The sequence below is a fragment of the Frondihabitans sp. PAMC 28766 genome (genome assembly GCF_001577365.1).
Taxonomy (GTDB): Bacteria; Actinomycetota; Actinomycetes; order Actinomycetales; family Microbacteriaceae; genus Frondihabitans.
This window is the reverse complement of record NZ_CP014514.1, coordinates 43,130-55,798: the sequence shown is the minus strand read 5'-3', so window position 1 is coordinate 55,798 and position 12,669 is coordinate 43,130. Positions and strand designations below refer to the sequence as shown.

10 protein-coding genes and 1 pseudogene are annotated in these 12,669 nt (G+C 64.8%); 8 read left to right on the top strand and 3 right to left on the bottom strand.

From position 1 onward, the window contains the following. Nucleotides 1–87: 87 nt before the first annotated feature. Nucleotides 88–1,389, top strand: a complete 1,302-nt coding sequence (locus AX769_RS20940; RefSeq protein ID WP_066284225.1) for an ISL3 family transposase — start codon at nucleotides 88–90, stop codon at nucleotides 1,387–1,389. 293 nt (nucleotides 1,390–1,682) lie between these two features. Here AX769_RS20940 and AX769_RS20935 read toward each other — a convergent pair whose 3' ends face one another. After that, complete coding sequence (locus AX769_RS20935; RefSeq protein ID WP_082764142.1) at nucleotides 1,683–2,816, bottom strand: acyl-CoA desaturase; 1,134 nt, start codon at nucleotides 2,814–2,816, stop codon at nucleotides 1,683–1,685. A 63-nt stretch (nucleotides 2,817–2,879) separates the two neighbouring features. On the opposite strand from AX769_RS20935, the pseudogene AX769_RS20930 reads away from it, so the two are divergent. The 3 genes and pseudogenes from AX769_RS20930 to AX769_RS23355 form a co-directional block, all read left to right on the top strand. Then, nucleotides 2,880–3,491, top strand: a pseudogene (locus AX769_RS20930) (transposase); the annotation flags it as partial. Nucleotides 3,492–3,627: 136 nt separating this feature from the next. Then, nucleotides 3,628–4,862, top strand: a protein-coding gene (locus tag AX769_RS20920) for an IS3 family transposase (RefSeq protein WP_157887846.1) whose coding sequence is annotated in 2 segments (ribosomal slippage) — nucleotides 3,628–3,940 and nucleotides 3,940–4,862 — 1,236 coding nt in all. Because the reading frame shifts where the segments join, the coding sequence is not laid out codon by codon here. Between the two features lie 84 nt (nucleotides 4,863–4,946). After that, a complete protein-coding gene (locus tag AX769_RS23355) occupies nucleotides 4,947–5,243 on the top strand; it encodes a DUF4193 family protein (RefSeq protein WP_082764141.1) in 297 nt (98 codons plus the stop codon). A gap of 392 nt (nucleotides 5,244–5,635) precedes the next feature. On the opposite strand, the gene AX769_RS20910 is transcribed toward AX769_RS23355, so the two are convergent. Both AX769_RS20910 and sigK read right to left on the bottom strand, forming a co-directional pair. After that, entirely contained in the window at nucleotides 5,636–5,866 is a 231-nt protein-coding gene (locus AX769_RS20910; RefSeq protein ID WP_066284215.1) for a hypothetical protein, read from the bottom strand. 58 nt (nucleotides 5,867–5,924) lie between these two features. Continuing rightward, the gene (gene sigK, locus AX769_RS20905) at nucleotides 5,925–6,509 is read right to left on the bottom strand and encodes an ECF RNA polymerase sigma factor SigK (protein ID WP_066284214.1); all 585 of its coding nucleotides are present in this window, start codon (nucleotides 6,507–6,509) and stop codon (nucleotides 5,925–5,927) included. Between the two features lie 422 nt (nucleotides 6,510–6,931). Between sigK and AX769_RS20900 the strand changes: the two genes are divergently transcribed. The 4 genes from AX769_RS20900 (at nucleotide 6,932) to AX769_RS20885 (ending at nucleotide 12,411) form a co-directional block, all read left to right on the top strand. Continuing rightward, nucleotides 6,932–8,143: an IS4 family transposase gene (locus AX769_RS20900; protein WP_066284213.1), complete on the top strand. Its 1,212-nt coding sequence runs from the start codon at nucleotides 6,932–6,934 to the stop codon at nucleotides 8,141–8,143. A gap of 327 nt (nucleotides 8,144–8,470) precedes the next feature. After that, a complete protein-coding gene (locus AX769_RS20895; RefSeq protein ID WP_066284211.1) occupies nucleotides 8,471–9,850 on the top strand; it encodes an IS1380 family transposase in 1,380 nt (459 codons plus the stop codon). A 309-nt stretch (nucleotides 9,851–10,159) separates the two neighbouring features. Next, a complete protein-coding gene (locus AX769_RS20890) occupies nucleotides 10,160–11,977 on the top strand; it encodes a hypothetical protein (RefSeq protein ID WP_066284208.1) in 1,818 nt (605 codons plus the stop codon). Nucleotides 11,978–12,135: 158 nt separating this feature from the next. After that, complete coding sequence (locus tag AX769_RS20885) at nucleotides 12,136–12,411, top strand: hypothetical protein (RefSeq protein WP_157887845.1); 276 nt, start codon at nucleotides 12,136–12,138, stop codon at nucleotides 12,409–12,411. Nucleotides 12,412–12,669: the final 258 nt, after the last annotated feature.

Below are 12,669 nucleotides of genomic sequence, written 5' to 3'. Positions count from 1 at the left end.
TTTCGGGGTGCCTTAACGGCCGCACGCCGCTGTCCGTCTAGGTTTCTGACTGTCAAAAGAACAGAGACTTTAGAACGGAAAAACGGCGTGCGATCTCTCACGATATGGCGGGCTCTGCTCGGTGTCGAGAAAACGATCGTGGAGGGCATCGATCTCGATGTGGTGAGCGGGATTCTGGTTGCCTCGGTGCGGCCGACCGTATCGATGCGGAACCGCTGCGGGTCGTGTCGAAAGCGCAGCCCACGATTTGATGGAGGTGCTGGGCGACGGCGCTGGCGGTCGTTGGATGCCGGGTCGATTCAGGTCGTGTTGGAGGCCGACGCGCCACGGGTGACGTGTTCCATCCACGGTGTGATCGTGGCGGCCGTTCCCTGGGCCAGGCACCAGAGCGGCCATACCCGCTTCTTCGACGATCAGGTCGCGTGGCTGGCCACGCAAACATCGAAGACCGCGATCACCGTGTTGATGCGGATCGCGTGGCGCACGGTCGGGGCGATCATCACCCGGGTCTGGGCCGATACCGGCCAGCTCCATGACCAGTTCGCGGGGCTGACCAGGATCGGCATCGATGAGATCTCCTACAAGCGTGGACACAAGTATGTGACCTGCGTCGTCGACCACGACTCGGGTCGGCTGGTCTGGGCGGCACCGGGTCAGGACAAGGCCACACTGGCGAGCTTCTTCGACGCGCTCGGCCCGGAACGCTCGGCGCAGATCACCCATGTTTCCGCGGACGGGGCCGCCTGGATCGCCGCTGTTGTGGCCCAGAAGTGCCCGAACGCGGTCCGCTGCGCGGACCCGTTCCATGTCGTGAAATGGGCCACCGACGCCCTCGATGAGGTGCGCCGGGCCGCGTGGAATGACGCCCGAAAAGCTGCCCGCACGAACGAGGCCCAGCGCCCTCGGGGGCGGCCCGCCAAAAACGCGCCAGCCCGCCCGGACAGCGCCCGCGCCGCCGGGGTGAAGAACTCCCGCTACGCGCTCTGGAAGAACCCGGAGAACCTGACCGAGAAGCAGAAGGTCAAGCTCGCCTGGATCGTGCAGACCGACCCCACCCTCGGCCGGGCCTACTACCTCAAGGAAGGTTTGCGCGTGATCTTCAAACTGCCCCACCACGAAGCTGCCGAAGCCCTCGACAAATGGGTGGCCTGGGCTCGCCGGTCCCGGATCCCCGCGTTCGTGACACTCCAACGCAGCATCGTCAAACACCGGGCCGCGATCCTCGCTTCCATCGAGCACGGCCTCTCCAACGGTCGCGTGGAATCCATGAATACCAAAATCCGACTGATGACCCGCATGGCCTTCGGATTCAAATCACCCCAAGCACTCATCGCCCTCGCCATGCTCTCCCTCGGCGGCCACAAACCAGTACTCCCCGGCCGGATTTAACCCACGGATACGACAGGAGAGCCCAAAAATGCCGAGGTTCGTTACGGTGAGCCCCACCGCCGCGCCTGCCGAAGAAGACACCTCAGTAAACCACGCCGACCCCCGCCCGGTAGGCATCAGGATGAAAGGGATGCGTCAACGAGCGACCGTCTACGAGACTCTCGCGGTCTTCTACGATCGGTAAGTGGCGGGGTCGGCAGGCACGGTGACCAACCTCTACCGTTCCTTTTGCGTGTGCGCGGGTGCAAGCAGGACTCTGAGCGTTGCTTTCATCGATGCGGTGCTGTGGCGGGTTATCGGGGTCGATATTCGGCTGCCATGGGGCAGTCGAATGGTTGCCGGGCGGCGAGGCCGACCCTGTTGAGGTATCGGATGACGATGCCGAACGCGTCCCTGAGGTTGGTCTCGGTGTAGGGGACTTTCTGTTGGCCGCAGTGCGCCTGCACGAGTCGGTTGGCGGCGCGGAGGTTCGGGCGGGGCATGTTCGGAAAGAGGTGGTGTTCGACTTGGTAGTTGAGGCCGCCCATGGCAGTTGTCATGCCCCATCCGCGGATGTTGCGGCTGGTGAGGACCTGTTTCGAGAGGAAGTCGACCCGGGACGATTCCGGGATGATTGGCATGCCGATGTGGTTCGGTGCGAATGCGGCGCCGAGGTAGAACCCGAAGACAGCCAGTTGCACGCCGAGGAACGCAAACGCCATCCCCACGGGCAAAAACCAGAAGACCACCCCGAGATAGAGTGCGAACCGCGTCGTCACGAGACCGATCTCCCACGCCCTCTTGTTGACTTTCTTCCGGCCAAACATCGTCTTGTACGACGTCACGTGCAGGTTGAGGCCCTCGAGCAGGAGGATCGGGAAGAAGGCGTAGCCCTGGCGCTGGGTCAGCCAGCGGGAGAGCCTGTGCTGGCGGGGTGCGTCTTGCTCGATGAACGCGATGGGACCGCCGGCGATGTCGCTGTCGCGGCCGACCGTGTTGGGGTTGCCGTGGTGCTTGGTGTGTTTGGAGGTCCACCAGTCGTAGGACATGCCGACGACGCCGGAGGCGAGGATTCGGCCGACGCGGTCGCTAGTTTTCCCGGATTCGAACACTTGACGGTGGGCTGTTTCGTGGGCGAGGAAGCCGTACTGGGTGAAGATGAGGCCGATTCCCGCGGCGATGAGCAGCTGAAACCAGGACGTTCCGATGAGGAAGAAACCGGTAACGGCGGCGGCAAGCAGCAGTGTGATGATCACGAAGACGGTGATGTAGAAACCGCGGCGCCTTTTCAGCAGACCTGCGTCGCGGACTTGGGCCAGAAGAGCCGTGTAGGTGCTGGTGGGTCTCGCTGTCTCACCGGACGTGGTGCCGCGGAATCCGGCCGGCAGCTCCCTGTGGTTGATGGCAGTCGGCACTGTCAGGGTCGGAAGCTTTTCAAGAGTGGTCATGAGGTTGCAATCTGCGTAGTGCGCGGACGCGCCGGTCGTGAACGGAGGCCAGAGATCAGGGCAACCTTACTTCCCGGCCCCATCAAGGGCAGCTACTACGACGCGTACGTGATGATCGACATCTTCTCCCGCTACATCGTCGGCGCCATCGTCCACGCCTGCGAGGACGGGATCCTCGCGAAAGAGATGATGCTCACCGCGTTCGGGATCCACGGCGTCCCCGAGGTGGTGCACTCCGACGGCGGCCCGTCGATGACCTCGAAGACCGTCAGAACCCTGCTGTCGGACCTCGGCGTGACCGCGTCCCGATCCCGGCCACACGTGTCTGGCGACAACCCCTACTCCGAAGCACTGTTCAAGACGATGAAGTACCTGCCGGTCTTCCCCGAACGGTTCGGTTCACTGACCGAAGCCCGCGAGTTCATGGCCGACTTCGTGCACGCTTACAACCATCACCACCGACACACGGGGATCGGGATGCACACGCCCGCCGACGTCCATTACGGCCACGCCGACACCATCGACCACGACCGCGATACCGCACTCGACGCGGCCCGCCGCGCCCACCCCGAACGATTCGGGACCCACGCACAGACACGACCCAAGATCCTGACCCGCGACCCCGCAGCCTGGATCAACAAGCCACCCGCCGACGACGTCGAACTCGCCGCCTAACAACCACCGGCCTCACCCACCTTGACAAATTCCGGACGGTGAACATGTCGGACAGGTGTGAGCTGGGAACGGGCCTTGACCCTGGATTTTGGACACGCTGATTCCAGCAGGATGCTGGGGAAGCGAGAATTCAAGGATGGCAAGGAAGAATTACACGGATGAGTTTCGTCGGCGGGCGGTGGAGTTGTATGAGTCGGCGCCGGGCGCGACGCTCAAGGGCATCGCCGTCGATCTCGGGATCTCCCGCGGTGCGTTGAAGGAATGGGTCGGCAACCTCGGCTCCGGGATGATCACCGTTGGTGCGTCGACGGTGTCGACGGCGGGGCGGCCGGAGTCGCAGTCGGCGCGGATCGTGCGCCTCGAGGCGGAGAACGTCGCGTTGACGGCCGAGGCTCGCAAGCTGGCGACGGAGCGGGACATTCTGCGTCAGGCGGCGAAGTATTTCGCGGGGGAGACGAACTGGTGAACCGCTTCCAGTTCGTCGAGGATCACAAGGACGCCTATGGCGTGAAGCGGTTGTGTGAGGTTATCGAGGTCGCCCGGTCATCGTTTTACGCGTGGCTCGCGGCCGCGCCGGGACGGTCAGCGAGAGTAGCGGCGGACGAGGTGTTGGCCGAACTGATCCGGGTGGTGCAGGACCCGGAGCAGGGCGGAGATCGTGCCTACGGGGCACCCAGGGTCACTGCTGACCTCAACGAGGGCGCGGTGCCCGAGGAGCGGGTGAACCGCAAACGCGTCGCGAGGGTGATGCGGGAGCATCAGCTGGCCGGGATCCGGCTGCGCCGCCGGGTCAAGACGACGATCCCTGACCAGTCAGGGCGGCGGTTCCCTGATCTGGTCCAGCGGGACTTCACCGCGGCTGAGCCGAACCAGCGGTACGTGGGCGACATTACCTACCTGCCGATCGGTGACGGCAGCAACCTCTACCTCGCGACCGTGATCGACCTGTGTTCCCGCAAGCTCGCGGGTTGGCAGATCGCGGACCACATGCGCGTCGGGCTCGTCGAAGACGCCCTCCACGTCGCGGCCCACGACCGCGGCAGTCTCGCTGGCGCGGTGTTTCACAGCGACCACGGGTCGGTGTACACCTCGAAGGCCTACGTGACCCTCTGCAAGGAGTTGAAGGTGACCCAGTCGATGGGCGGGATCGGGTCAAGCGCCGACAACTCGCTCGCGGAGAGCTTCAACGCGACCCTCAAACGCGAGCTCCTTGAAGGCCGGCCGACGTTCCCCGACCAGGGCACCGCGTACCGGGCCGTGTTCCGGTGGGCGAACCGCTACAACACCCGCCGCCGCCACTCCGCGATCGGCAACATCAGCCCGAACGCCTACGAAGCAGCCCTGTCCGCTAGCCTCACCGAAGCGGCATAACCGAAATGACACCGTGTCCACAATCCGGGGCCAAGGCCCAACCTAGAGTTACCGCGACCCGATCACCCGAGCCAAGGACAGCAGATGGCAGCCGATTACGATGCACCCCGCAGCACTGATACCGATGAGAGCGCGGAGTCAATCGAAGCGTTCAAGGACCGCGCCGCCCAGAATGTTGGCCTTGTTGCTGACCTTGACGACGGGGACACCTCGGGCGGGTTCGATCTCGAAGCCGTCGATGTGGACGCGGATCTTGATGTGATTGTCTTGCCCGTTCAGGAGGTCGAGTTCACTTGTGTGGAATGTTTCCTCGTCCGCCATCACGTGATGTTCGATCACGACACGACACTCGGTCCCGTCTGTGTCGAATGCGCCGCCTGAGGCTCTGATGGAGCCTGAAGCGCCCCGTCAGCGGTCGTCGTCCTCAACCGGTAGTTCGGGGCCACGAGGGAATAACTCCGAATCGCGGTCGTGAACTGGATCGAGCCGACCTACCGCCGACACCGCCGACAGCGTCCCCGGGGCCGGTTGACCCGGCCCTGTTCGGGACCACCATGAACACGCCAGTCGCCCCGGCTGCGTGACTATAACCTGTCACCAAACCGTGCAGCAGCCCCATGCCTTGCGGTGAATTTCGACGAAGTCATAAGCCTCGGACGGACTGGCCGGAGAGTGACGGGGAGCGCTTCATCCCGCTCGATCGGATGCGGCGCACCATTGAGGGGATGAAGCGTGCCGGGCATCCGCGATGTGGCCGGGCCGTGGCGCCGGGTTCAGCGTTCCGGGGTCAGGACGATCCGGGTCAAACGTTCGTGCAGATCGGTTAGCTTTGCGGCGGTGTCTTTGGCCGCTGCGCGTTGCTGCTCGGCTGCGGTGACGATTCGTAGGAGCTCCATCCGCAACTGTGCCCGTTGGAGCAGTGACAGCTCTGCGGAATCGTCTAGGAGCTGCCCGATATCGAGCCGCAACTGGATGATGGCCGCCCGGTCGGGGTCATACGTCATCGTGGGGCACTCCTTCCCTTCATTGGTCGACTGGATCCGGTTGTGCCGGTCGGAGAGTTCACGAGGCATCGGGAACGCCCACTCGGATTCGCAGAGTGATGAGGGCTTCGCGGATCCTGCTCTTCATCGTTCCCGTCGGGACACCGGCCAGGTGGGCTGCTTCTTTGTGGGTCAGCCCTTGGAAGTACGTCAATTCGAGAGCCTGCTGCTGCTTGGCCGTCAGAGTACGGAGGGCGCGGGTGATCCTGTCGTGTTCGACGGTCGTCTGGATGGTTTCTGCAACGTCGTCTCGGGCTTCTTCGAAATCGCGAACACCCACGGCCAGGTCACGGTCCCGGCTGGACTGCGAAGCCCGGACCCGATCGATCGCACGCCGGTGTGCCATCGTGAAAAGCCAGGACGTCGCCGTTCCCTTTGCCGGGTCGAACCGGCTCGCGTGCTGCCAGGCCTCCAGAAAAACGTCTTGGGTCACTTCTTCGGATTGTGCCGGATCGACCAGAACCCGTTTCACGATCCCGAAAACACGGGGCGCCATGTGGTCGTAGAAGACCGCGAACGCGTCCGGGTCCCCGTCGCTGACGAGTACGAGGAGGTCGTCATCCGCGCCTTCAGCATCCGCAAGCGGTGCATAAGCGATACTCACAGCCTGTCCTCGGGGCCGTCGACCGGCAAACCCGGGCCAGCCGCCCCCACCATCGGGTCGTGGTAAATCAGATCATTGGATGCCACCGCGGGAAGCCCCGGAGTGGCGTCGCAATCCGTGTCCGGAAGCACGTCCGCTCGAGGGGTGCGGGCTCGCTGGTGGGGGCGGTGGCTGCTGATCTGCGGCCGGTGAACGGCGGGGTTCGGCTGAGGAAGGCTCCCCGTCAATTCGCTCACGTCAGACCTCCGGCTAAGAGCTACCTAGGTCTGGGACGGCTAGTGCTGACTCTAAGGGCTCAGGTGAACCGACACAATCCTTTCAGGGCGTGGCGTAGCTTTCTGCCGACGTGGGGGCGGGAGAGCGTCGGACGGGGTTTAGGGTCAATACCGTTCAGTTAGGGATGTCTGGGGTAGTTTTGGGGTATGCCTCGTTCTGGTTGGAAGAAGTCTGAGTCTGGTCGTCGGTTGTCGGATTTGGTGTCGGTGGGGTTGCTGACACGGGTGTTCCCTGCCGATGTCGTTGATGAGGTGATCGCGGTGGCTGGGCGGACTGAGCGGCGGAGCCGGTCGTTGCCGGCGCGGGTGATGGCGTATTTCTCGATCGGGATGGCGTTGCACTCGGAGGGCTCTTATGAGGATGTTTTCGCCGAGCTGACCGATGGTCTGTCGTGGGCGTCGGGGTGGTCCGAGTCGTGGTTGGCGCCGTCGAAGTCGGCGATCCTCCAGGCGCGGGCCCGGCTGGGCTTTGAACCGGTACGGGGCTTGTTCGCCCGGGTGGCGGTGCCGTTGGCGGTGCCGGAGACACCGGGGTCGTGGCTGGCCGGGCGGCGGTTGGTGGCGATCGATGGGACGGTCCTGGATCTGGCGGACACGTCGGCGAACGCGGAGCATTTCGGCCGTCCGGTGTCGAGCCGGGGTGAGCGTGCCGCGTTTCCGCAGGCCCGGCAGGTGGCGGTGGCGGAGTGCGGCACCCATGCCATCCTCGATGCCGAGATCGGGCCGTGCACGACGTCGGAGATCGCTTTGTCCCGGGAACTGGTCGGCAGGCTGAAGCCCGGAGTCCTGGTCTTGGCCGATCGCGGCTTCTATGGGTTCCAATTGTGGCAGCAGGCCGCGGCCACGGGCGCGGATCTGCTCTGGAGGGTCAAAACGAATCTGCGACCACGGCACCTTGAGACACTCAACGACGGGTCCTGGTTGGCGCAGATCATCCCCACCTCCGGCACCGCCCGAAAGAAGACACCGCCGCTTCAGGTGCGGGTCATCGACTACACGATCGAAGACGGCCGGGAGAACCCCGAGTCGTATCGGCTGCTCACCACGATCCTGGACCCCGACGAAGCGCCAGCAGAGCAGCTCGCTGCTGTCTACTCCGAAAGGTGGGAAATCGAGTCCACCTTCGACGAGCTGAAGACACATCAGCGCGGCCCCCGAGGCGTGCTGAGATCCAAATCCCCCGACCTCGTCCTCCAAGAAATCTGGGGACACCTCTGCTGCCACTACGCGATCCGCACCCTCATGGTCGACGCGGCCGCCCACGCCGGACGCGACCCCGACCGGGTCTCCTTCGTCGCAGCACTCCGCATCGCCCGCCGCTCCCTCGGACAAGGGTCCTTTTCCCCCTCAGCAACCTGACACCGCCGACGCCAGCTGGCGTCACGCCATCCGCAGCCTCATCAAGCGGCTGAACCCCGCACGCAGACGACGCTCCAACCCCCGCGTCATCAAACGCAAAATCTCCAAATGGCTCGCCAAACGCGACCACCACACCCACTGGGCACAACCAACACACAACCCCACAATCACCCTCCAACCCCCTAACTGAACGGTATTGCGCTTAGCCTGAATCCACCGATGCGGGGTGGGTTGGAGTCGGCGCGTTAAATGGAGAATGCCTTTCTCATCAGGGAAAATGGGGTTTGTCTAGAACAACACTCACCTGAAACGAAAGGCATCTCGCAGGTGCAAGTTTCTCACGCCTCCCGCACGGCTGTTGCGTCATTCGATGACCCCAATCTCGTGTCGTCAGCCGGGCTGCTCCCGGTGATGCGGCTCGCCGAGAAAACCGGCCTCCGGGCCCTTGCCGACCAGTGGTTGACGGTCCCGACGGACAAAGGGGCGAACGCGGGATCGAAAGTCGAATCGATCGTTGCCGGCATGGTGGCCGGGGCGGACTCGATCGATGACATGGCCCTGCTGAGGCACGGCGGCATGAACCGGCTCTTCGCATCCTGTTACGCCCCATCGACGTTGGGATCGTTCCTCCGCGCGTTCACCTTCGGTCACGTCCGGCAACTCGACGCTGTCGCCTCCCGACTCCTGATCAACCTCGCCGGTCAGGCACCCCTCGTCCCGGCCGGTAGTAACACTGTGTTCGTGGATGTCGACGACACCATCATCGAAGTCCACGGCCACCAGAAACAGGGTGCCGGGTTCGGGTACTCCGGTGTCCGCGGCATCAACGCGTTCCTCGCGACCGTCTCGACCGAGACCAGCGCTCCCGTGGTCATCGCCCAACGCCTCCGACGAGGAGCCACCGGGTCCCCGAAAGGCGCCGCCCGGATCGTCGCCGACGCCCTGAAAACGGTGACCCGGCTGCCGGAACCAAAGACGACACCCGTGTTGCTGCGGGCGGACTCCGCCTACTACGGGTTGCCGACCGTGAACGCAGCCATCAAGGCGGGTGCTGAGGTGTCGATCACTGCCCGGCAGGACACAGCCGTGAAACGTGCCATCGCCACCATCCCTGAAGACGCCTGGCAGAAGATCAAATACACCAACGCCATCTTCGACCACGACACCCGCACCTGGATCTCGGTCGCGGAAGTCGCCGAGGTGCCCTTCACCGCGTTCACCTCGAAGGCGAAGAAGGACCGTGTCGAAGGGCGTCTGGTCGTGCGGCGCATCCCGGAGCTGAACACGAAGAACCTCGAGCACCCGACGCTCTTTGACACGCACCGGTTCCACGCCTTTTTCACCACCACCGCCCTCGACACGGTCACCGCGGATCAGGTGCACCGTCGGCATGCGATCATCGAGCAAGTCCACGCCGACTTGAAGGGTTCAGCCCTGGCGCATCTGCCCTCGGGCCGGTTCACCGCGAACGCGGCCTGGCTTGTTCTCGCGGTCATCGCGTTCAACCTCACCCGCACTGCCGCCACCATCACCGGGCCTGACCTCCGGTCGGCGACGACGGCGACGATCCGCCGGAAACTGATCACCGTCCCGGCGAGGATCGCGTCTTCCGGACGACGCATCACGTTGCACCTGCCTCGCGCCTGGCCTTGGGAAGCCGCCTGGACAACCCTCTTCAGCCACGCTCTCGCGCCCCCACAAAGCTGAGCACCTCGACCGACCAGCCGACAAGGCGCGAGCAGAAACATACAGTGGAACACCCCGGGCAGCGAGGCCCACGGCTCCGCCGCGCCCACCCAGCATCACCAGCTCAAACAGGGATCGACAGCCCCTCACCTCAGAACACCGGTGGATTCAGGTTTAGACGGAACCGCAGTGGGAGACCGTTTCTGATAGCGTGCGAAATGTTGGCTTTTCCTCACCAAGGGGGAAGCCGTGCCATCGGGTCGCGAATCTGGGTCGGGAACCGGGAAGCAAAGACGCTTACTCACCTCACCAATTGAAGGACCCATTTTCGTGAAGAAGATCACCTGGCTTCAGGGCATCGCCGTTCCGGCTGTTCTGACCCTTTCCCTGGGCGGGGCACTCATCGCTGTCGCCCCGGCCAACGCTGCTCCCGCTGACCTCACCGTCGTGACGACGAACGTGACCACCGGTCGAGTCCTGACCATCACCGGCACAGCGACCCCGGGCGACAACATTGAGCTGCTCACCCCGACCGGCGGCTTCGCGGTTCCCCGCTCCGTCGTTCCCGCTTCGGGCGACTATTCCTTCACCTACACGATCCCGGCGTCGGTGATGTCGCCGGCGAACTACACCGTGCAGCAGCTGGTGGGCTTGAACGATGACGGCAGCGCTGTCGTCCCCGTCACGATTCCCGCACCGGCACCGGTGTTCGCCGTGACGACGCCGACGAACGGTGCCACGGAAACCTCCCGCACCGTCACCTTCTCAGGCACCGGGACCGAGGGGGAGCCCGTCAACATCCTGAACGCTGCCGGGACTCGCATCGTGCAGGCCGACCCTGACGCGCAGGGCAACTGGACCGGCACTTACACGTTCGCCGACACCGACGACGTCACGCAGAACCTCACCGCCAACGAGCCCAACGTCGGTGCGGGCGGCGCCCCGCAGGCGTTCACGATCACCCTGCCGGCTGTCGCACCGAGCAACGCGCTGACCCTCACGAGCCCCGCGGATGGGTCAACGACCGCGTCGCGGACGGTCACCTTCACGGGGACCGCACCCGAGGGTTCCATCGTCAGCGTCACCGACTCCAACGGTGTCGTCACGAAGACTGACGGTTCCATCACCGGGACCACGTACTCGATCCCCGTCACCTTCGCCGATGACGCCCCTGTCGCCGAGACCGTTACCGTCTCCAGCCAGTCCGGTGGGCGCGGCGCCGACAACACGATCACCCGCTCCTTCAACCTCCCCGCGGCCGCGCCGGTCAGCGACAACACGCTGACTCTCGCGACCCCGACCGAGGGCTCCACCACGGCAACCCGCACGGTGACGTTCACCGGCACCGCGCCGGAGGGTTCCATTGTCAGCGTGACCGCCGCCGATGGCACCGTGACCCGCACCGATGGTTCCATCACCGGAACCACGTACTCGATCCCGGTCACCTTCGCCGATGACGCCCCGGTCGCGGAGACCGTCACCGTGTCAAGCTTCGCCGGTGGGCGAGGTGCCGATAACACGGTCACCCGGTCCTTCAACCTTCCCGCCGCGGTCACCGCCCCGGTCCCGACGATCGCCACCCCGGTGATCACCTCCCCGAAGACTGGTGCGAAGATCACCGGTGACCAGGTCACCTTCACCGGAACCGGCACCCCCGGGGCCAACATTGTCGTCGCTGTCGTCCCGACCGCCGACGTCAAGGCGGCCGCCATCCAGCGCCTCGCCGCCCCCGCGGCCGCGACTCCGGCGGCAACACCGGCCGATCCTGCCGCCCCGATCGTCGTGAACGCGAAGGGTGTCTGGAGTGTCACGGTGGCGTTGACGCCGAACGACTACACCGCTGAGGCAGCATCGTTCCTCCTCGCCGCTGACGGCACCCCCGTCGTTGACGCCAACGGCGACCCGGTGGTTGCTGGCCCCTCGAATGACGTCGAGTTCACGCTCGCCGCCGCGGTGACCACGGCAGCGACCGGCCCCACGACCCCGATTGCCACGGCGACCGCAGCGTCGGCGTCGGCTGATGGTTCCAGCCTCGCCTTCACCGGCTCCAACCCGGCCCCGGCCGTCGGCTTCGCTGGGATCCTCCTGGCCCTCGGGGGGGCGTTCGCGTTTATCGCCCGTCGTCGTCGTCGCGGAATGAGCAACTAGCAATACCCGCACCATGTCAGGCCCCGTCCGGTGACAACCGGGCGGGGCCTTTCCCGTGTCCGCGGGCACACAGGCTGCCTGACCCCAGGGCATCCCCGGTCGAGGAAAGCGCCGTTGGTCGGTGCGGGACGTGGTGGCTGGTCTGGCAGGCTGGGGTGATGCCAGTCAGTTCACCGCTTGATGAGAATCTCGCGAACGCGTTGTGGCTGCACACACAGTTCGCCCGCCGCCAACTCGACGCAGCTGTCTTGGCGGCCAGCGAAGTCGACGCGCTGATTCGACAGGCCCTGACTAGCAACGACGACGTGCACACGATTGCGGACGCCAGCTTCGTCGATGGCCCACTCCTTGAATACGTCGCACAGGGCGGGAACACCCTCGCGTTCTTCAGCAGCCAACTGGATAAGGCAGCCGAAGAAGAATCTGACGCGTGATTCCCGCCCCCACCTTCACGTCCTCATTCTTGAGAATCGGCTTTCTCGGCCTCGTCCCGAAGAAATCCGCGTACGTCGGACCGCTGGGCACGGCCCGTGGCGGCGACGGCGACAGGATCGGCAGGTGCGCCTGGAGTACCCGTCGCGGTGGCATCAGATGCTTGATCCGGGCCGGGGAACGCGTGGGTCGCTTTCATAGAGTGACGTAGGCGGCATAGGAACACCCTGGCAGACAAGACCGCCAGCTCCACTGGACTG